We start from the raw sequence: 19,377 nt of genomic DNA, 5'->3' as shown, positions 1-19,377 counted from the left end.
GACGTCAGTCGTTCTCGTAGCCGTAGACCTCAGGCAGGATGAAGATTGCCGCAAGCAATCCGATCAGCGGGAAGATCGCGACGAACAGCGTCGCGCTGGCCTGCCCGATCGCCGCGAACAGCGACGGGAACAGGAAGATCGCCAGGAACGACGGCAGCTTCACGAACATGTAGGCGAAGCCGCTGGCGGTGCCGCGGTACTTCGGCTTGGCGACCATGGTCGGGATCGTCATGCAGTTCGACGCGTCCCAATAGTGCCCCCACAGCATGGCGGCGGCCGCGAACGGCAGCAGCATCTTGTTGTCGGTGTAGAGCGCGAAGGCCGCGACCAGCAGCGAGGCCAGCACGATGGAAAAGCCCGCAATGGCGATGCCGCGATGGCCGATCTTCGGCGTCAGCAGCGGGCCGACCCAGCCCGACAGCGCGGCGAAGCAGAACAGGCCCATCGTCACCAGATTGTTGCCGAGCACGCTGGAGACGCCGACCATCACGAACAGCACCGGCAGGTAGAAGGCGAAGGTCGAGAATTCGCTGCCTTGCGCGAAGCAGGCGATCCAGCCGTAGATGGTGGCGCGCCAGCGGATCGGATCCTTCTTGAGGTCGGCGAGGAATGCACGGGTCGACACCTTCGGCACCTCGACGTCCTGGTCCGGCAGCATGGCGAGATCGTCGTTGAACATCTCGCGCGCGACCCGCTTGGCCTCGCGGTAGCGTCCCTTCTGCACCAGCCACACCGCCGTCTCCGGCACGTCGTGGCGCATCACCAGGATGATCAGCGCCGGCACCGCGCCGAGGCCCAGCGTCACGCGCCACAGCATCTCGTGCTGCATGTCGATCAGAAGGAAGATCACGATGACGCCGATGGTCAGCACCTCGCCGACGGCGAACATGAACTGCCAGCGGTTGCCCATCACCTCGCGCTCACCCTTGGCCATGGATTCCATGATGTAGGTGTAACCGGTCGAGATGTCGGAACCGAGCGGAACGCCGAGCAGGAAGCGGATCACGACCAGCCAGCCGACGCTGGGCACGAAGGCCTGCGCCAGGGCCAGCACGATGAACATCACCATCGTGATCAGGAACATGACGCGGCGGCCGATCTTGTCGGACAGCCAGCCGCCGAGCAGCGCGCCGATCAGCGCGCCACCCTGCGTGCCCGCGGCGGCAAGGCCGAGCATCAAGGGATCCGGATTGTACTGCTCCTTGATGAAGATCAGCACGAAAGCGATCGAATAGAGATCCCAGGCCTCGACCAGGATCGAGGCCATCATCAGCCAGCCGACCTTGTTGCCCTTGGGACTGTAATTGGTAATGAGGTAGCGGACCGCGGTTTCGCTTGCGGTCGGTTGTGGCATGGCCATTGTCTGCATGTTTGGTCCTCTCTTCAAAACTCTCTACGCGCCGAGCAGCGGCTCGATACTGCAATCGAGCAGGCGCGGATCGATCCCCGCCTCCATCCCTGAGAACATCTCGCCCATGTAGTCGATCAAGGCGTCGCTCGCCTTCACGGCATCCTCGACGCGGCGGTTCGCAACTGCGTTGAGAATACCGAGATGATGATCGATCGTTCCTGACAGATCGGCCTGTCCCGGCATGAAGCGATGATGGATGTAGCCGATGCGGCGATAGAGCGTGTGCAGGGGCCGCAGCGTATGCACCAGGAACGGCTCGCCGGCAGCTTCCAGCACCAGCGCATCGATGCGCCGGTCGAGGCTGTTGAACTCGTCCAGGGTCAAGGTGGCGCGGCGTTCACGAAGCAGGCGCTCGATGTGCAGCGCCTGATTGCGGTGCGAGAGACTGGCGCGATCGGCCGCGAGGCGGATGACAAACCGCTCCATGTCGCGGCGCAGGCCCAGCAGCATGCGCTCGCGCGCGAGGTCGATCGGCGCGATGTGCAGCCCGTGGCGCGGGCGGATGATGATGAGCGTGTCGGCGGACAGACGATTGACGGCGTGATGCACCGGCGTGCGGCCGAAGCCCGTGATCTGCTGCAATTCCAGCATGGTCATGAACTGGCCGGGCTTGAGCTCGCAATGAACCAGCAGCTCCTCAATCCGCTGATAGGCCAGCTCGAAGAAGTTGAGACGATTGCGCCGAGAGGGCCTGCCCCCGCCGTCCTCTGGTCTCACCACCTCGAGCGCGCGCTTGCGCCGTGCCATCGCATGTCCTCCCAACCGCCTGCGCTCTCGCTGCAGGGCGGCGCCTTATTTGTGGCACCCTTAAAACATGTTGTGATATATTACAAGCAGCGGTAAGAGACTTTCGCCGACGCCGCAATATGTTGCGTTGCGAAGTGAAAACAAGACGGCGCGAGGCGCCTTTTGACGGGAGGACTTGCCGTGAAGATCACGTCGATCGAGACGCTGCGCACCGAGGAATTCTCCAACGTCATCTGGGTGCGCGTTCACACCGATAGCGGCGTGATCGGTCTCGGCGAGACTTTTTATGGCGCCGGCGCAGTCGAAGCGCAGATCCACGATACTTTTGCCGGCCGCCTGCTCGGCCGCAATCCCCTGCACATCGAGGCCATCCATCGCGACATGCTGAACCTGCCGATGGCGCAGTCCTCGACCGGCGTCGAATATCGTGCAGCCTCAGCGATCGACATCGCGCTGTGGGACCTGTTCGGCAAGGTCTGCAGCCAGCCGGTGCACCAGATGCTCGGCGGCCTCTGCCGCGACAAGCAGCGCATCTACAACACCTGCGCCGGCACGCAATATGTCCGCTCCACCAATATCAGCCCGGTCTCGAACTGGAATCTCGGTGCCTCCACGGGACCCTACGAAGATCTCGACGGCTTCATGAACCGCGCCGATGCGCTGGCCGAGAGCCTTTTGGAAAGCGGCATCTCCGCAATGAAGATCTGGCCGTTCGATCCGGCGGCGCAGGAGAACAAGGGGCTCTACATCACTGCCGCGCAGATGAAGCAGGCGATCGAGCCGTTCGAGAAGATCCGTAAAGCGGTCGGCGACAAGATGGAGATCATGGTCGAGCTCCACTCGCTGTGGAACCTGCCGACCGCAAAGCAGATCGCCCGCGCGCTCGAGCCCTACAAGCCGACCTGGTACGAGGATCCGATCCGCATGAACTCGCCGCAGGCGCTGGCCGAATATGCCCGCTCGACCGATGTCTGGGTCTGCGCCAGCGAGACGCTGGGCTCGCGCTTCCCCTACAAGGACATGCTCGACCGCGACGCCATGCATGTGGTGATGGCGGATTTGTGCTGGACCGGCGGCCTCACCGAAGGTCGCAAGATCGCCGCGATGGCCGAGACCTATCACCGGCCTTTTGCTCCTCATGACTGCATCGGCCCGATCGGCTTCATCGCCGCCATCCACATGTCCTTCAGCCAGCCCAACACGCTGATCCAGGAATCCGTGCGCGCCTTCTACAAGGGCTGGTACAATGAGCTCGTGACCACGATGCCCGTGATCAAGGACGGCTACGTCTTCCCGATGGAAGGCCCCGGCCTTGGAGTCGACCTTCTGCCCGCCGTCTTTGAGCGCTCCGATCTGATCGTGCGCCGCTCCAACGCCTGAGGATTATTTGAGATGAGCACCGCCCTGTTCGACCTTTCCGGCCGCACCGCCCTCGTGACCGGCTCCTCCCGCGGGCTTGGCCGCGCCATCGCCGAAGGCATGGCCAAGGCCGGCGCGAAAATCATCATCAACGGTGTCGACCCGAAGCGTGTCGAGCAGGCCGTCGCCGAGTTTCGCGCCGCCGGCCATCAGGCCGAAGGCGCGGCCTTCAACGTCACCGACGAGCCCGCGATCATTGCAGCCTTCGAGCGCTTCGACCGCGAAGGACTCGCGGTCGACATTCTCGTCAACAATGCCGGGATCCAGCACCGCAAGCCGCTGGCGGAATTCACCACCGACGAATGGCGCAAGGTGATCGAGACTGATCTCACCAGCGCCTTCGTGATCGGCCGCGAGGCCGGCAAGCGCATGATCCCGCGCAAGCGCGGCAAGATCATCAATATCGGCTCGCTCGGCAGCGAGCTGGCGCGCCCAACGATTGCGCCCTACACCGCGGCCAAGGGCGGCATCAAGAACCTGACCCGCTCGATGGCGGTGGAATGGGCCCAGCACGGCATCCAGGCCAATGCGATCGGTCCCGGCTACATGCTCACCGACATGAACGAGGCGCTGGTCAACAATCCCGATTTCAACAGCTGGCTGATGGGCCGCATCCCCTCCAAGCGCTGGGGAAAGCCGGACGAGCTGGTGGGCGCGGCGATCTTCCTCGCCTCGGATGCCTCCACTTACGTCAACGGCCAGATCATCTATGTCGATGGCGGCATGATCGCCGCGATGTAGTCGCGAACAAGGAAACAGCACATGCGCGCCGTTGTCATTCACGCCCCGAAGGATCTGCGGATCGATACCTATCCGGATCCTGCGCCCGGCCCGGGCGAGGTCCGTGTCAAGATCGCCAATGGCGGCATCTGCGGCTCCGACCTGCACTACTACCATCACGGCGGCTTCGGCGTGGTGCGCATCCAGCAGCCGATGGCGCTGGGGCATGAGATCGCCGGCGTGGTCGCGGCGGTCGGTGACGGCGTCACCGGCGTGAAGGCTGGCACCCGCGTCGCGGTCAATCCGAGCAAGCCCTGTGGCCAGTGCCTGCATTGCCAGGAGGGCATGCGCAACCAGTGCCTCGACATGCGCTTCCTCGGCAGCGCGATGCGCTTTCCCCATGTGCAGGGTGGTTTCCGCGAGTTCATCACGGTCGATGCGACGCAGGCAGTTCCCATCTCCGACGAGCTGTCGCTGGCGGAAGCCGCGGTGGCCGAGCCGCTCGCGGTTTGCCTGCACGCCGGCAAGCAGGCCGGCCCCCTGCTCGGCAAGCGCGTGCTGATCACCGGCTGCGGCCCGATCGGCGCGCTGATGATCTTGGTGTCACGCTTCGGTGGCGCCTCCGAGATCGTGGTGACCGATGTCGCCGACGCTCCACTGGCCGTCGCGAAAAAGCTCGGCGCCACGCACGCCATCAACGTCGCGACCGATGCGGAAGCGCTCGATCCCTGGCGCGCCGGCAAGGGCGTGTTCGACACGCTGTTCGAAGCATCAGGCAATCAGGCCGCGTTGCGCACCGCGCTCGACGTGCTCCGCCCCGGCGCCACACTGGTCCAGCTCGGCCTCGGCGGCGAGATGACGCTGCCGATCAATTCCATCGTCGCCAAGGAATTGCAGCTTCGCGGCACCTTCCGCTTCGATCCCGAGTTCGAGCTGGCGGTGCGGCTGATGGGCGAGGGCCTGATCGACGTCAAGCCGCTGATCACGGCCACCATGCCGTTCGAGAACGCGGTCGCGGCGTTCGAGCTCGCCAGCGACCGCTCGCAATCGATGAAGGTGCAGCTGACGTTCTGAGCGCAGGCCGGCTTCAAGGCTGCGCCAGCGAAGCATCGCAGCAGTAGTTTTCCCGGCCGTTACCGGGAAAATTTCACGACGTTGCACCGCGGCAAGAGTGGCGCTTTGCGCAGGCAGGGTTCTGCCGGATAATGCGCAGGCGACAATTCCGTTCGCATCAGGTGCGCGCCGATGTGGAACCGTCCGAGATTCGATCTCAAGGTCCGCCTGACCTTGCGCGTGGCCGCCATATCGGCCGCCTGCTTCGCCGCGATATCGGCCTATTTCCTGATCACGGCGGACCGCGCCGCACATGCGCGCATCGACGCTATTGCCGCCATCGTCGCAAAGACGCTGGAGCTGCAACAAGGCAAGGTGCTCTGGACCGCGAACCCGCGCCCGGACTTTCCCAACCTCGATCCTGTTTCGGCCTATGTGATGACGCCCGGCCTGTGCCTCGCCTTCCGGGGGCCGAGCGGCGAAATCATCCAGCGCTTCTGCAGCGGCGCGCCCGTCACGGCCGACCCGCCGCCGCAGATTTTTACGGCGTTCTACCATGGCCTGTTCGACCCCGGCCGCGAGGCGGCACGGCCAGTGATGCTGCGTGGAAGCAGGCTCGGCGAGGCGGTGGTCTCGGTCGACCCTGCGGTGCAGACGGCCGAGGCCTGGCACGAGGTGGCCGCCTGATTCTGGCGCTTGCAATCGCCCTGCCGTTGTTGTGCGTGCTGGTCTACGCCGCGCTGGCACGCGCGCTGCGCCCTACCCGCTTGATCAGCACCGGCCTCGAGCGGATTGCCGCCGGCGACCTCACAACGCGGCTGCCGCCATTCGACCTCGCCGAGCTCTCGGCAGTGCGCGACGTCTTCAACCATCTCGCCGAAAGCCTCGACACCGCGCTCGCCGAGCGCGCCGAACTGACACGAAAGCTGATCGCGCTCCAGGACGAGGAACGGCGCCACCTCGCCCGCGAGCTGCACGACGAGTTCGGCCAGTCTCTCGCCGCGATCCGCGCCCTCGCCTCCTCCGCCCGCCAGACCGCCGCGCAGGACTGCCCCTCCTTGCTCGGCGAATGCGACGGCATCGCGCGGACCGCATCGGGTATGATGGAGACGCTGCGCGGCGCGCTGTTCCGGCTGCGACCGCCTGAAGTCGAGGAGCTCGGCCTCGTCGCCAGTCTCGAAGGCCTCGTTGCAGGCTGGAACGGACGCAGCCGCGGCGAGACGCGCTTTGCCATTCGCTTCGACGGCACGTTCGAGACGCTGCCGGCCTCGATCAGCGCCAATCTCTACCGCATCGTGCAGGAAGCGCTCACGAACGCCGCCAAGCACGCCGGCGCCACCAAGGTGAATCTCGAGCTGACCATGCATGAAGGCGAGATCGCGCTCGCCATCGACGATGACGGACGCTCGACCGATCCTGTCGCGAAATCAGGCATGGGTCTGCTCGGCATGCGCGAGCGTGTCGCGGCGCTGCGCGGCCGGCTGAGCTTTGAGGCCGGCCCGCAAGGCGGCTCCGCGCTGCGCGTCGTCATTCCGCTCGCGTCAGCGGGGCCGCAGGTGCTGGAGCACGCGGCATGACCGCGACGATCCTGCTGGTCGACGACCATTCGGTGGTCCGCGAAGGCTATCGCTCCGTGCTGCAGAAGCAGCCGGGACTTCGCGTCATTGCCGAGGCCGGCGATGGCGCGGAGGCTTATCGCCTGTTCAAATCAGAAGCGCCGGACCTCGTCATCATGGATCTCAGCATGCCCGGCATTGGCGGCGTCGAGGCCATCAGGCGTATCAGGCAATGGGACAAGGCGGCAAAAATCCTCGTCTTCACCATGCATGAGAATGCCGGGTTTGCGGTGCAGGCGATCCGCGCCGGCGCACGGGGTTACGTCACCAAGACCAGCCCACCGGAGACGCTGGTGCGTGCGGTGATGGACGTGCTCGCTGGCAAGATCGCGATCAGCCCCGATATCGACCACGAACTGGCGCTGAGCCGGCTCGGCGGCGAAAGCTCCGCCGCCGATGTCCTCACGCCGCGGGAGTTCGAGGTACTGCGGCTGCTGCTCGCCGAGAACACGACGGAGCAGATCGCCGAGACGCTCCACGTCAGTCCGAAAACGGTCGCCAATTTGCATTCGCTGATCAAGGACAAGCTCGGCGTCGGCTCCGACATCGAGCTGGTCCGATTGGCGCTGCGCCAGGGCATACTCACGGAGCCCGACCTCGGCGCGGCCTGAGCCGATCATTCACGCGCGACCACCTGATCCAGCCAGGCGCAGTTCAGCGGCGGCACGCGCGGATCGGGAACGCGCACACCGCGCGCGGCCGCATCCATCCGCATGTCGCGCAGGCGCTTGCGCTGCTCATCCGGCATGTTGAGCCGCTCGTGGCCCCAGAGTGACGGACCGTCGAAGGTCTCGTGCGGCTGCCAGGTCTGGGGATCGATGACACGCCCGCCCCAGCCATATTCGATGAAGAAGCCGGACGGCGTATTCACATAGAACGAGGTCATGTGATCGTTGGTGTGACGGCCCAACGTATAGGCGATGCGGCCATCGTCCATCTGCGCGAGGTCGTAGCCCTGCCCGACATCATCGAGGCTGCCGAGCTCGACCATGAAGTGATGCATCGCCTTGCGTCCCGAGCCAACCATCGCAAAGGAATGGTGGCGGCCATTGACGTGGAAGAAATAGAGGCCATAGGGCTTCAGACCAAAATCGGAGACGTGGAAGCCGAGCACGTCGCGGTAGAACGGCAGCAATGGCTCGACTTCCTCGACATTGAGCACCACGTGTCCCATGCCGAGCGCGCCGGTGCGGAAGCCCGAGATGGGGCGGCCCGGCTTGAACGGCTCGCTCGCAAGCTCGGGCTTGCAGAACGCTTCCAGCCTGTTGCCGGCGGGATCGGCGAACGCGATGAGCTCGGCGACATGCCGCTCGTCAGCCAGCGCGCGCGAGCCGCGCGTGACCTTGACGCCATGGCTTTCCAGCCGGCCGGCGAGTTGGTCGAGCTCCGCGGTCGAGGCGACCTCCCAGCCCATCACCGCAAGGCCGGCGTCGCTGCTGCCGTCGACGATCAGGCGCTGCTTGCGGTCGTCCATGCGGAAGGCGCGCATCTTGCCGCCGCGATCGACCTGTTGCATGCCGAGCAGGCTAGTTGCCATCTGGCCCCACTGATCGAGCTGCGACGAATTGATGCCGATATAGCCGAGCGCGGTGATTTCCATCGAATTCCTCCCGAGAGCACCGCCTTCGCCGCAGTGCGGCGAACTTGATACCGGCCGCGCGCGATCCTACGGTGGCGCAATCGCTTCGCGTTCGCAAAGACGATAGTCGCGTCGCGATCTGCCACAAGGGAGAAAACACGAAGTGTCCAAGGAGCGGACGCGGACCGGCCAACCGCGGCAGTCGGAAGGCGTCCGCGCCTTCAAGCGCGGTCTGGACGTGCTGCAGGAGGTCAACCGCTCCGGCGGCATCCGCGCCGGCGATGTCGCCCGCGCGCTCGACCTGCCCCGCCCGACCGTCTACCGCCTGCTCGAAACGCTGGAGGAACTCGGCTATGTCGCCCGCAGCGCCAGCGACGACCGCTTTCGCGTCACCCGGCTAGCCCTAAGCCTTGGCGATGGCTACGACCCCGGCGTGGTGATCTGCCAGGCGGCGGCGCCCTATTTGGCCGAGCTCAGCAAAACCCTGGTCTGGCCGGTCGATCTCTCCACTTACGAGAACGCCGCGATGGTGGTGCAGGAGACCACGCATTCCCGCAGCCCGCTCTCGATCGACCGCGGCATGATCGGCAAGCGCCTGCCGATGCTGCGGACCTCCGCAGGCCGGGCCTATTTGGCCGCCTGCCCCGCCCGCGAGCGCGACCTCATCATCAGCCATCTCCGCCGCATCGACGAAGCCGACGACCGCCCCTTCCTCGACCAGGGCCGCCTCGACCAGATGATCGCGGAGACGCAAGCGCGAGGCTACGCAATCCGCAGCGAGGGCGAATACAATCCGAAGACGGCATCGATCGCCGTCCCCATCGTGCGGAACGACGCGGTCTACGGTTGCATCTCCATCATCTGGATCCGCTCGGCGCTGGGGATCGAGGAAGCGGTGAAGCAATTTGCGGCGCAGCTTCAGGAGACGGCGCGGGCCATTCCGGTCGAGGTCTAGGGCCCGTCCGCAGAGCGGACACTTGGCGCGACGACGTTGATGCTGCGGCGCGGCTTGGGGAAGAGATAGCCCCATGCAAGATAAATCAACCCTCGAAGAATTCGATGTTGTCATCGTCGGCCGAGGCCCGGTCGGCGCGACGCTCGCCAACCTGCTCGGCCTCTGCGGTATCAGCACGTTGGTGCTGGAGCGCGAGGCGCGGACCTATCATCTGCCGCGCGCGGTGCATTTCGATGACGAATGCATGCGCGTGTTCCAGACCATCGGCCTTGCCGACGCCATCCTGCCGCATCTCATCCTCAGCCCCGGCATGCTGTTTCTCGATGCCCAGGGCAAGATGCTGCTGGACTGGTCGCGGCCGCAGACCCTGACGCCGATGGGCTGGAATCTCAGCTACCGCTTCCACCAGCCTGACCTCGAGGACGTGCTGATCTCAGGCCTCGCGCGCTGGCCGCATGTCAGCTTGCGCAGCCGCTGCGATGTGTTTGCCCTGGACCAGGATGAGAGCGGCGTGCGGGTCCGCTTTGAGGACCTCTCCAACGGCAAGCTCAGCGAGGTGCGCGCCGGTTACGTCATCGGCTGCGACGGCGCGCGATCTCTGGTGCGCCGCTTCATCGGCTCCGGCATGGACGATCTCGGCTTTCACGAGCGCTGGCTGGTGATCGATGCGCTGCTCAAGCGCCCCCGCGACGATCTCGGCGACTACAGCCTGCAGCATTGCGATCCCAGGCGGCCGGCGACCTATGTCCGCGGCACCGGGTCGCGGCGGCGCTGGGAGATCACGGTTCTCCCGGACGAGGATTCGAACGACGTCGCGCAGCCCGCCAAGGTCTGGCAGCTGCTGTCGCGCTGGATCACGCCTGATGATGCCGAACTCGAGCGCGCCGCGGTCTACACCTTTCATTCGGTGATCGCCCAGCAATGGCGGAACGGCCGGCTGCTGCTTGCGGGCGATTCCGCGCACCAGACCCCGCCCTTCCTCGGCCAGGGCATGTGCGCCGGCATCCGCGATGCCGCCAATCTTGCGTGGAAACTGGCGAGCGTCATCAATTGCGGCGCCGATGCCAGGCTGCTCGACACCTATCAGAGCGAGCGCCAGCCGCATGTCCGCGAGTTCATCGAACTCGCCATTCGCCTCGGCGGCGTCATCAACACCAAGGCGATCGAAGCCGGCCTCGCCGCCGGGCAAGCGCGCAAGAATGCGCCAGTCAAACTTGAAGTCAAAAAGCCCTTGCTCGGCCCCGGGCTGGCGCTTGGCGATCTGCCGCTCGCCGGTCATCTCGCGCCGCAATTCACGCTGAAGGACGGCAGCCGCAGCGACGACCGGATTGGTTACAGCCACCTGCTGCTTGTCGAAAGCGCGGCGCGCTTTGCTCGGTCACAGCCAGGGATCAACATCCTCGCCAGCGACGATGCCGAAGGCATCGGCCCTTGGCTGCGCGAGCACGGCATCATCGCCGCGCTGGTTCGTCCCGACCGCTACATCCGCGCCGCCGCGCGCAACGATGCCGAGCTTGACCGGCTTGTCGCCACCATTGCGCCTTCAACCCAAGTGCCGTCCGCGGCCTGACCCTACGCAGGATACCTCATGAAGCTGCTCTCTTTCATTGCCGACGGCCGCGCCTCCTTCGGAGCCGTCAAGGACAACGGCGTCGTCGATCTCGGCACGCGCATGGCAGGATGCACCACCCTGCGGCAGTTGCTCGAAACTGGCCGTATCGCAGAAGCCGCAAAGCTGGTTGCGTCCACGGCGCCGGATCATCCGCTCGACGCGATCAGCTTCGCGCCCGTCATTCCCGATCCCGGCAAAATTATTTGCGTCGGCCTCAACTATCGCGACCACGTCGCCGAAACCGGGCGCACCGTCACCGAGAAGCCGGCGCTGTTCGTCCGTTTCCCCTGCAGCCAGGTCGGCCATCTCCAGCCGATCGTGAAGCCGAAAGTGAGCGACGACTTTGACTATGAGGGTGAGCTCGCACTCGTCATCGGCAAGCAGGGTCGCCATATCTCCGCGAGCAACGCGCTTCAACACATCGCCGGCTATGCCTGCTACAATGAAGGTAGTATCCGCGACTGGCAACGCCACACCAGCCAGTTCCTTTCCGGCAAGACCTTTGCCGAGAGCGGCAGCTTCGGCCCCTGGCTGGTGACGGCGGACGAGATTCCCGATCCGTCGAAGCTCACGCTGCAGACACGCCTCAACGGCACCGTGGTGCAGGACACGACGACGGATCTGCTGATCACCGCCATCCCTGACTTGATCGCCTACATCTCGACGATCTGCCCGCTCGCCCCCGGCGACGTCATCGTGACAGGCACGCCTGGCGGCGTCGGCGCCAAGCGCACGCCGCCTTTGTGGATGCGCCCCGGCGACACCGTCGAGGTCGAAATCTCCGGCATCGGAATCTTGCGCAACAAGGTCGTCGCCGAGGCGGCCTGACCCTTGCAGCCGATCCATCAACGATAAAATCAGGAAACGCCATGGCCATCACCCGCACCCCATCCACTGCCGTCCTGCTGATCACATTGGCGCTGGCGGGCACTGCCCGCGCTGAGATCAAAAGCGACGCCGTCCGCATCGGTGTGCTCACCGACATGAACGGCATCTTCGCGACCGCGATGGGCCCCGGCTCGGTCGAGGCGGCGCGGATGGCGGCAGAAGAGTTCGGCGGCAAGATCAACGGCAAGCCGATCGAGATCTTGCAGGCCGATCACCAGAACAAGCCGGATCTTGCGGCCTCGCTCGCGCGCAAATGGTTCAGCGACGGGGTGCAGGCGATCGCCGATGGCGGCAGCTCCGGCGCGGCACTCGCGGTGCAGGAGTTGGTGCGCGGCAACGGAAAGATCTTCCTGATCTCCGGTGCCGGCGCCAACCAGCTCACCGATGAGGCCTGCGCGCCGTCGAGCGTGCAGTGGACCCAGGACGCCTATTCAACCGCAACCGCTGTCGTCTCCGGCGTCATGCAGACCAGCAAGGAGCCGTGGTTCTTCATCACCGGCGACTATGCCTTCGGCCACTCCATCGAGGCGACCGCGCGCGACCGGATCGCCGCACTCGGCGGCAAGGTGGCGGGCAGCGTCAAGGCCCAGCTCGGCACGCCCGACTACTCGTCGTTCCTGCTCCAGGCGCAGTCCTCTGGCGCAAAAATCCTCGCGATCAACGTCGCCGGCGACAATGCCACCGCGATCAAGCAGGCGGAGGAATTCGGCCTTGCGGACCAGGGCATCAAGATCGTGCCGATGTCGTTCCAGAACGTCGATATCGAGGCGGTCGGCCTCAAGGCGACGCGCGGCGATCTCATCGTCACCTCGTTCTTCGAGGACGTCTCACCGGCCGCGCGAAAGTTCTCCGATGCGTTCTATGCCCGCCGCAAGGCGATGCCCTCACAGATCCAGGCCGGCGTCTATTCCGCCGTCCGCCACTATCTGCAAGCCGTGAAGGATACGGATTCCGACGACAGCGCGACCGTGATGGCAAAGATGAAGGCGACGCCCGTGTCGGACGCCTATACGACGAACGGGCGCATCCGCGAGGACCAGCGCATGGTGCACGATCTCTATCTGGTGCAGGTCAAGACGCCAGCGGAATCCAAGGGCCCGTGGGACTTCGTCAAGCTGGTCGCGACCATTCCGCCCGACCAGGCTTTTCGCCCGCTCGACCGCAGCAAGTGCAGCCTGGTGGGGAAATAACCCTCAGGCGAGATACCGCGTGAGATAGCTTTCCATGGCATAGAGCGCGCAGAGCGCGAGGCTCGACCATACGGCGGCGCTGAAATACAGGAACATCCAGGTCAGCTCGCCCTTCCAATGCGCGATGTCGTGAGTCACCACCCAGCGCGTCGCAACATCATGCAGGCCTTCGAGGAGGCCCAGGAATCTTCCGCCCTCGGCGTGCCCTGCCCGCCAGCGGCTGAGATACATGGGAACGTCGACGGTGACGAGGAAGGCGAGGAAGCAGGCGATGCCGACAATGCCCGCGATGAGCGCCCAACGCACCACGCCCTGGAATTCCGGCGTCAGGCGGCACAGGGCGATGCCGGCGAGGAAGAAGGTCACCGCCCACAGCGAGTTCTCGATCGCGTTGAAGAGGAAATTCGTCGTCACCACCGCGTACCAGGAGAAGCACTCCGCGATGATGATAACAGGCACGATCACCAGCGCGATGTTCACCGCGGTCTCGGCGCCCGTCATCCGGCCGAGCTGATGCAGGATGATCGCCCACTGCGCGGCGAAGCAGACTTCGGCCACGGTCGCGACCGTGCGGCCGACAAACACGCTCGACAGCCAGGTGTCGAACAGGCAGATGCGCTGCACGTCGGCGCGCGGCAATACCGAGCGAAAGGCACAGCCGAACACATAGGCCGCGCAGAGCAGGAACATCAGCCCGATATCCGAGCCCCCGCCGACGCTGCCGGCGACGTTCGGATAGAACTCGCGATACAGCATGAACCAGACGAGAATATTCGCGGCGCTGACCAGCGTCAGGGACCCCCACCACCACGCCAGGGGATTTGACCGTGCCTGCCACCGCAACATGAACCGCTCCGCCGTAGTCATCTTGACATCCAACGGTAGCAATCCTGTCATAAATCCTTCGTTCCCGGCGACAAAAATCTGCGTACCGCCACTGTCATAATTCGACGACGCGCGCTGTCATAATTGTAAACGCGCCTGCGTTTCCAGGCTTATCCGGGAGCGCCACTGCGAAGGCGCCCCCGAATCACGCTGGCACCCTATTTCTTCAGCCCACCGACATAGGCCGCCAGCTTGTCCAGCGTCTGGTAGCCGTATTCGACGGCGCCGAAGCCGATCATGCCGTCGCGCTGTTCGGTGCTCGCGGCCAGCTGCCGCATCATCAGCACGGTCTTGCCGTTGGCCTGCTCGGCAAAGGTAATGGTGAAGCGGAACATGCCGGGATCATCGTCCTGGTCGACGCCGTGGTCCATCTCCATGAGGGACGGCCGCTCGATGCGGAGGAAGCGCATCCGGTTCGGATAGACGGTGCCGTCGGGGCCGATCATGTTGAAGCGCCAGACGCCGCCGACCCGCACGTCGATCTCGAAGGTCTCGATCTCAAAGCCCTTCGGCCCGAACCATTGCGGCAGATGCTTCGGGTCGGACCACGCCTCGAACACCAGATCGCGCGGCGCGTCGATCACCCGCGACATCACGATCTCGCGGTCGATCGACCATTGCGACAGGGCAGCATTCGTCATCATCAGGTCCCTTTCCGTTTGCTTGGCTTGTTGGTTGTCTTCTCTGTCGTTTTGGCCGGCCGCTTGGCGGCCGCCTTCTCCTGCTTGAGCTTCATCACATAGGCCTCGAAGCGGTCGAGCCGCGCCTCCCAGATCGCGCGCTGGTGCTGGAACCAGTCTTCCGCACCGACCAGCGCCTCGGGGCTGAGGCGGCAGGTGCGCACGCGGCCGGACTTCTCCGACTGCACGAGCCCGCTCAGCTCCAGCACGTGGATGTGCTTCATGAAGCTCGGCAGCGCCATGTCGAACGGCTCGGCGAGTTCGCCGACCGAGGCCTCGCCGGCGCAAAGCCGCATCACGATCGCGCGCCGCGTCGGATCGGCGAGCGCCGCGAAAACCTGGTCGAGTCGGGGTTGTTGGTTAGCCATGTAGCTAACTATAACCACAGCGCGAGCGGGAGTCAATGATTGTTAGCTCAGAAGCTAAGTATTCTCTTGTAGCCCGGATGGAGCGAAGCGCAATCCGGGTCTCTTCGCCCTGCAGACCTTCCCGGATTTCGCTTTCGCTCCATCCGGGCTACAAAGCGGAACCTGCACGCGCAATCGTGAATTGGGATGCGCAGCCCTCCCCGCTAGAACAACATTCGGGGCGCACCGCATCATCAGTCAGAGCACGTGCCACCTGTTGTCACCTCCCCGCAAATCACCCGGCGATCCCTCGCCCGCGCCGCGCTTGTTCCCTTCGTGGTTGCGCTGGCCCGGCCGCATCGTGCCTCGGCGGATTCGGACATGATTGCGCAGATGCGCGACATCGTCGCTGCCGAGCTCGCGCCCACCGCGACGCCGGATCACCCGGGCGGCCTCGCCGCCGCGCTCTATGCCGGCCGCCATGTCGAATTCTTCAGCTACGGCCTTGCCGACGCCGCCACCAGGCGGCCCGTGACGCCGGACACGCAGTTCAACCTCGCCTCGTTGCGAAAGCCGTTCGAGGCCGCGCTGGTGGCAGCAGGCACGCTGCGCGGCGAGCTCAGGCTCGACGATCCCGTGCCGAAATATCTGCCCGAGCTCACCGGCGACTATGTCCGCAGCATCACAATCGGCGAGCTCGCCACGCACACCTCGGGCCTGCTGCTCCCAACCGATCACCCGCCCTGGCCGAACGAGACCTACTCGCAGGCGCAATTCATCGCGATGCTCAACGCCTTCACGCCGCCCGCGGGCATCGCGCCGGGCAAGCAGCGCATCTACAGCCATGCCGGCTACGTCCTGCTTCAGCTCGTGCTCGAGCGCTGCTATCGCACGCCGATCGCCGGACTGATCGAAAGCCGCGTGCTCAAGCCGCTCGGCATGCGCGCAACATCCGTTCCCGAACGAGGACCGGACAATCGCGCGGTCATGGATGAGGCCATAATGCGGCGCGTCGTGCAAGGCTATTCCGACCAGGGCAGCGCGATCGGCCCGATCGGAGACCAGCAGAGTTATTTCGACTTCCCCGGCACGGGCCAGATGTTCTCGTCCGCGCGCGATCTCGCGACATTCGTCGCGGCCTGTGTCGACGGCCGCAGCATCGACCCGCGTCTGCGGGAGGCCTTGCGCATGACACAGCGCGAAGTTTTCCACGTCGACCAGAGGTACGAGCAGGCGACCTTCGGCCAGGCCATGGCCTGGGAGACCGTCCACCTGCCCGGCGTCACCATCGTCGACAAGCCGGGCGGCCTCAACAATGCATCGGGCTATATCGGCCTCGTGCCGGCGCACCGGATCGGCATCGTGCTGCTTGCCAATCGCGGCGACTATCCGCATGAGATCGCCCGCTACAAGATCCTGCCTGCGCTGGCGAGACTGCTGGCGCACGCCTGAGCTCCTGCCTCAGACCGAGCGGGTCAGCCCGCCGTCGACGCGGATGTTCTGGCCGGTGATGTAGGCCGCGCCCTCGGACGCCAGGAACGAGACGGTCGCCGCGATCTCCTCGACCTTGCCGTAACGCTTCAGCGGCACGCTGTCGCGACGCACGTCAGTCTGCGGCAGGCTGTCGATCCAGCCCGGCAGCACGTTGTTCATGCGGATGTTGTCACCCGCATGGGTGTCGGTGAAGATCTTCGTGAAGGCGGCAAGACCCGCGCGGAACACCGCCGAGGTCGGAAACATCGCGCTCGGCTCGAACGCCCAGGCGGTCGAGATATTGATGATGGCGCCGCCCTTCTGCGCCTGCATCACCGGCGTCACCAGTCTGACAGGACGGATCACGTTGAGCAGATAGGTGTCGAGACCGGTGTGCCACTGCTCGTCGGTGATCTCCGTGATGGCGGCGCGCGGGCCGTGGCCGGCGCTGTTGACCAGCACGTCGATGCGTCCCCACTTCGCCAGCGTCCCGTCGACGAGCCGCTTCAGATCGTCATTCGACTTATTCGAGCCGGTCACACCAAGCCCGCCGAGCTCGGCTGCGAGTGCCTCGCCCTTGCCGGAGGACGACAGGATCGCGACGTGAAAACCGTCGGCGGCAAGCCGCCGCGCGGCTCCTGCTCCCATGCCGCTGCCGCCTGCGGTGACGAGCGCGACCTTCTCTGCTGCCATGACTGATCATCCCTGTGATAACGTAGAGGCGAACCCAGATTCAGGCTGCTATGGCTCAGCCTGTCGTCTGGCCTTCTACAGCCATCCTTGCCCGCAAGCCAGACTTGCTAATAAGCCCATCGTCACGAGGCACCACGACATGAGTGATTTGCAGATCCGCAATCTGCGCCCCGAGGAGATCTCCATCGCCATCGACTGGGCCGCGGCGGAAGGGTGGAATCCCGGCCTGCGAGACGCCGCCTGCTTCGCGATTCCTGACGCAAAAGGCTTCTTCGTCGGCGAGATCGACGGCGAGCCGGTCGCATCAGTGTCCTGCGTCACTCATGACGAACGCTTCGCCTTCCTCGGCTTCTACATCGTGCGCGCAGGCTTTCGTGGCAGAGGCTACGGCCTGCGTATCTGGAACGCCGCGATCGCGCATGCGGGCGCGCGGGTCATCGGGCTCGACGGCGTCGTGGCGCAGCAGGACAACTACAAGAAGTCAGGCTTCCAGCTCGCTTACGCCAATATCCGCTATGGCGGCATCGTTGCATCGCCGCCAAAGCCACCCGCCGAGATTGTTGCGCTCGATACGATCCCATTTGCGCTTGTACAAGCTGACGACGCCACCGTCTTCCCTGCCCCGCGCGCGGCGTTCTTGCGCGCCTGGATCGATACGCCAGGACACGTCGGCCGCGCACTGCTGCGCGACGGCAAGCTTGCCGCGTGGGGCGTGATCCGCCCCTGCCGGACCGGCCACAAGATCGGCCCGCTGGTAGCTGATGACCGTGCCGCGGCGGAAGCGGTTGCGCAGGCCTTGCTGGCGAGCCCCGGCTGCAACGAATTTGTGCTCGACATCCCCGCGATGAACCGCGATGCTATTGCGCTTGCGGAATGCCTTGGGCTGAAGCCGACATTCGAAACGGCGCGAATGTACACTGGACCGATCCCGTCACTGCGGCTTGACCGCGTGTTCGGCGTAACCAGCTTTGAACTGGGCTAGTTCGATTTTGATTTAGGGCCGTGCCCACCTGGAATTTGTAATCTGGTTCACGTCGCCACTGTGGCGCAACGTGTATGCGTGTTGCATCCGCCAATTTTGCCGGACGGCTCGAACGACATTTCTTGACCAGCGCTATTTCATCGAGAGGATTTCATGAGCGAAGCCAGAACCAAGATCCGCTCTTCCCAGCATACGGCCGATGACACGGAGCGCCTCGGCATCGCGGCCGCGTTGGTGCTTGCCGTTGCGGCGGCCCTCGGGATTCACACGCTCGTCTCTGTGCCGACGATCCGGGAAGCCGGGCGGGCCGAGCTCGCGCGCGTCATTGCCGATGAGGATCGGGATGTCTGCGGACAGTTCGGGTTGCGCCCGGGAACGAGCGCATTTGTCGTCTGCAGCCGTGAGCTCGCCAATGTCAGGCGAAAACAGTCCGAGCGCGACCAGGCGGCCGCCGCGGGCTTTTTGTAGCAAGCCGTGAAATGCGGCGCGCTGCTCAGTAGCAGCGCGTGATGTTGACCGTGTGCTCGGCACCACCGCGGCCCGGCACCGTCACCTGCTCCGTTGGGCAGCTCGACACATAGGGCCGGTCGGACGGCACGACGTTCGGCGGGAAGCGATGCGCCCAGTCCCAGGGAACGTCGTAGGTGTAGGTATAGCGAACATCGTTGGTGGCGGGCTGGTCGGCGTAAGCGAACGGCTCGCTGTAGCCGGCTCCGTCGTTGTAGAAAGCGCCGCCACCGGGCCAGTAAACCCAGGGATTGTTGAAGCGATGGCCGTGGCCATGGAACCGCGCGCCCGGCGCGATCGGCGGGCGCACTGCCGGCGCGGCGGTCACCATGCCGTGCGGCGCGGCGCCGCCCGGTCGTGCAAAGCTTTCGCTGGAGCCGAGAAGCAGCGCGGCTGCGCTGAACGAGGCGAACAAGGCCCCATATGATCTGGACATCATGATACGCACCACACTCGTTTGGCTTCGCGAGACGGCTCCCCATCGCGACGCTAGGCCGGTCCATCACCCGTCCGCAAACCTATAATTAATTATTGGTTAAGGCACGCGATTAATGGGAACCCGGTGGTCTCGTAGGGTGGATTAGACGACGGCTGCGCGAAGCGCAGTCGACGGCGTAATC

At 64.9% G+C, this 19,377-nt stretch carries 19 protein-coding genes and 1 pseudogene; 12 read left to right on the top strand and 8 right to left on the bottom strand.

Features of this window, described 5'->3' with window-relative positions; translation table 11 throughout:
* Positions 1 to 4: 4 nt before the first annotated feature.
* Both ACNJX9_RS18675 and ACNJX9_RS18670 read right to left on the bottom strand, forming a co-directional pair.
* A complete protein-coding gene (locus ACNJX9_RS18675) occupies positions 5 to 1,369 on the bottom strand; it encodes an MFS transporter (protein WP_439409844.1) in 1,365 nt (454 codons plus the stop codon).
* 24 nt (positions 1,370 to 1,393) lie between these two features.
* The gene (locus ACNJX9_RS18670) at positions 1,394 to 2,158 is read right to left on the bottom strand and encodes a GntR family transcriptional regulator (protein ID WP_057751594.1); all 765 of its coding nucleotides are present in this window, start codon (positions 2,156 to 2,158) and stop codon (positions 1,394 to 1,396) included.
* A 180-nt stretch (positions 2,159 to 2,338) separates the two neighbouring features.
* Here ACNJX9_RS18670 and ACNJX9_RS18665 point away from each other — a divergent pair, with 180 nt between their 5' ends.
* The 5 genes and pseudogenes from ACNJX9_RS18665 (at position 2,339) to ACNJX9_RS18645 (ending at position 7,577) form a co-directional block, all read left to right on the top strand.
* Positions 2,339 to 3,538, top strand: a complete 1,200-nt coding sequence (locus ACNJX9_RS18665; protein ID WP_057751597.1) for a mandelate racemase/muconate lactonizing enzyme family protein — start codon at positions 2,339 to 2,341, stop codon at positions 3,536 to 3,538.
* A gap of 12 nt (positions 3,539 to 3,550) precedes the next feature.
* Positions 3,551 to 4,318: an SDR family oxidoreductase gene (locus ACNJX9_RS18660; protein ID WP_439409843.1), complete on the top strand. Its 768-nt coding sequence runs from the start codon at positions 3,551 to 3,553 to the stop codon at positions 4,316 to 4,318.
* Positions 4,319 to 4,339: 21 nt separating this feature from the next.
* Positions 4,340 to 5,371 (top strand): L-idonate 5-dehydrogenase, encoded by a 1,032-nt coding sequence (locus ACNJX9_RS18655; RefSeq protein ID WP_439409842.1) that lies wholly within the window; start codon positions 4,340 to 4,342, stop codon positions 5,369 to 5,371.
* Positions 5,372 to 5,542: 171 nt separating this feature from the next.
* Positions 5,543 to 6,927: pseudogene (locus tag ACNJX9_RS18650) on the top strand (histidine kinase).
* Entirely contained in the window at positions 6,924 to 7,577 is a 654-nt protein-coding gene (locus tag ACNJX9_RS18645) for a response regulator (RefSeq protein ID WP_439409841.1), read from the top strand. Before ACNJX9_RS18650 ends, ACNJX9_RS18645 begins: the two are co-directional and overlap by 4 nt.
* Before the next feature lie 5 nt (positions 7,578 to 7,582).
* On the opposite strand, the gene ACNJX9_RS18640 is transcribed toward ACNJX9_RS18645, so the two are convergent.
* Positions 7,583 to 8,566, bottom strand: coding sequence for a VOC family protein (locus tag ACNJX9_RS18640; protein WP_439409840.1), 984 nt, complete (start codon positions 8,564 to 8,566; stop codon positions 7,583 to 7,585).
* Between the two features lie 142 nt (positions 8,567 to 8,708).
* Between ACNJX9_RS18640 and ACNJX9_RS18635 the strand changes: the two genes are divergently transcribed.
* The 4 genes from ACNJX9_RS18635 (at position 8,709) to ACNJX9_RS18620 (ending at position 13,190) form a co-directional block, all read left to right on the top strand.
* Positions 8,709 to 9,500 carry a DNA-binding transcriptional regulator gene (locus ACNJX9_RS18635; RefSeq protein WP_439409839.1) on the top strand — a complete coding sequence of 264 codons (792 nt, stop codon included), beginning with the start codon at positions 8,709 to 8,711 and terminating at the stop codon, positions 9,498 to 9,500.
* A gap of 73 nt (positions 9,501 to 9,573) precedes the next feature.
* Positions 9,574 to 11,070 carry a bifunctional 3-(3-hydroxy-phenyl)propionate/3-hydroxycinnamic acid hydroxylase MhpA gene (gene mhpA / locus ACNJX9_RS18630; RefSeq protein WP_439409838.1) on the top strand — a complete coding sequence of 499 codons (1,497 nt, stop codon included), beginning with the start codon at positions 9,574 to 9,576 and terminating at the stop codon, positions 11,068 to 11,070.
* Positions 11,071 to 11,088: 18 nt separating this feature from the next.
* Positions 11,089 to 11,940 (top strand): fumarylacetoacetate hydrolase family protein, encoded by an 852-nt coding sequence (locus ACNJX9_RS18625; protein WP_439409837.1) that lies wholly within the window; start codon positions 11,089 to 11,091, stop codon positions 11,938 to 11,940.
* Between the two features lie 41 nt (positions 11,941 to 11,981).
* A complete protein-coding gene (locus tag ACNJX9_RS18620; protein ID WP_439409836.1) occupies positions 11,982 to 13,190 on the top strand; it encodes an ABC transporter substrate-binding protein in 1,209 nt (402 codons plus the stop codon).
* 3 nt (positions 13,191 to 13,193) lie between these two features.
* Here the strand turns inward: ACNJX9_RS18620 and ACNJX9_RS18615 are convergent, their stop codons facing one another.
* The 3 genes from ACNJX9_RS18615 to ACNJX9_RS18605 all read right to left on the bottom strand — a co-directional run bounded on the left by ACNJX9_RS18615 (position 13,194) and on the right by ACNJX9_RS18605 (position 15,123).
* Positions 13,194 to 14,036, bottom strand: coding sequence for a hypothetical protein (locus ACNJX9_RS18615; protein WP_439409835.1), 843 nt, complete (start codon positions 14,034 to 14,036; stop codon positions 13,194 to 13,196).
* A 197-nt stretch (positions 14,037 to 14,233) separates the two neighbouring features.
* Positions 14,234 to 14,719, bottom strand: a complete 486-nt coding sequence (locus ACNJX9_RS18610; protein ID WP_083514432.1) for an SRPBCC family protein — start codon at positions 14,717 to 14,719, stop codon at positions 14,234 to 14,236.
* The gene (locus ACNJX9_RS18605; RefSeq protein WP_057751617.1) at positions 14,719 to 15,123 is read right to left on the bottom strand and encodes an ArsR/SmtB family transcription factor; all 405 of its coding nucleotides are present in this window, start codon (positions 15,121 to 15,123) and stop codon (positions 14,719 to 14,721) included. Before ACNJX9_RS18605 ends, ACNJX9_RS18610 begins: the two co-directional genes overlap by 1 nt.
* 360 nt (positions 15,124 to 15,483) lie before the next feature.
* On the opposite strand from ACNJX9_RS18605, the gene ACNJX9_RS18600 reads away from it, so the two are divergent.
* The gene (locus tag ACNJX9_RS18600) at positions 15,484 to 16,554 is read left to right on the top strand and encodes a serine hydrolase (RefSeq protein WP_439409834.1); all 1,071 of its coding nucleotides are present in this window, start codon (positions 15,484 to 15,486) and stop codon (positions 16,552 to 16,554) included.
* Positions 16,555 to 16,563: 9 nt separating this feature from the next.
* Here the strand turns inward: ACNJX9_RS18600 and ACNJX9_RS18595 are convergent, their stop codons facing one another.
* The gene (locus tag ACNJX9_RS18595) at positions 16,564 to 17,268 is read right to left on the bottom strand and encodes an SDR family oxidoreductase (RefSeq protein WP_439409833.1); all 705 of its coding nucleotides are present in this window, start codon (positions 17,266 to 17,268) and stop codon (positions 16,564 to 16,566) included.
* A 139-nt stretch (positions 17,269 to 17,407) separates the two neighbouring features.
* Between ACNJX9_RS18595 and ACNJX9_RS18590 the strand changes: the two genes are divergently transcribed.
* Together ACNJX9_RS18590 and ACNJX9_RS18585 are read left to right on the top strand one after the other, a co-directional pair.
* A complete protein-coding gene (locus ACNJX9_RS18590) occupies positions 17,408 to 18,250 on the top strand; it encodes a GNAT family N-acetyltransferase (protein ID WP_439409832.1) in 843 nt (280 codons plus the stop codon).
* 153 nt (positions 18,251 to 18,403) lie between these two features.
* The gene (locus ACNJX9_RS18585) at positions 18,404 to 18,718 is read left to right on the top strand and encodes a hypothetical protein (protein ID WP_057751624.1); all 315 of its coding nucleotides are present in this window, start codon (positions 18,404 to 18,406) and stop codon (positions 18,716 to 18,718) included.
* 25 nt (positions 18,719 to 18,743) lie between these two features.
* Here the strand turns inward: ACNJX9_RS18585 and ACNJX9_RS18580 are convergent, their stop codons facing one another.
* The gene (locus tag ACNJX9_RS18580; protein ID WP_057751626.1) at positions 18,744 to 19,196 is read right to left on the bottom strand and encodes a hypothetical protein; all 453 of its coding nucleotides are present in this window, start codon (positions 19,194 to 19,196) and stop codon (positions 18,744 to 18,746) included.
* Positions 19,197 to 19,377 lie beyond the last annotated feature (181 nt).

This window comes from Bradyrhizobium sp. BLXBL-03 (assembly GCF_051853015.1).
Taxonomy (GTDB): domain Bacteria; phylum Pseudomonadota; class Alphaproteobacteria; order Rhizobiales; family Xanthobacteraceae; genus Bradyrhizobium; species Bradyrhizobium manausense.
Note: the sequence above shows the minus strand (reverse complement) of the source record. Positions and strands in the feature narration are given on the sequence as shown.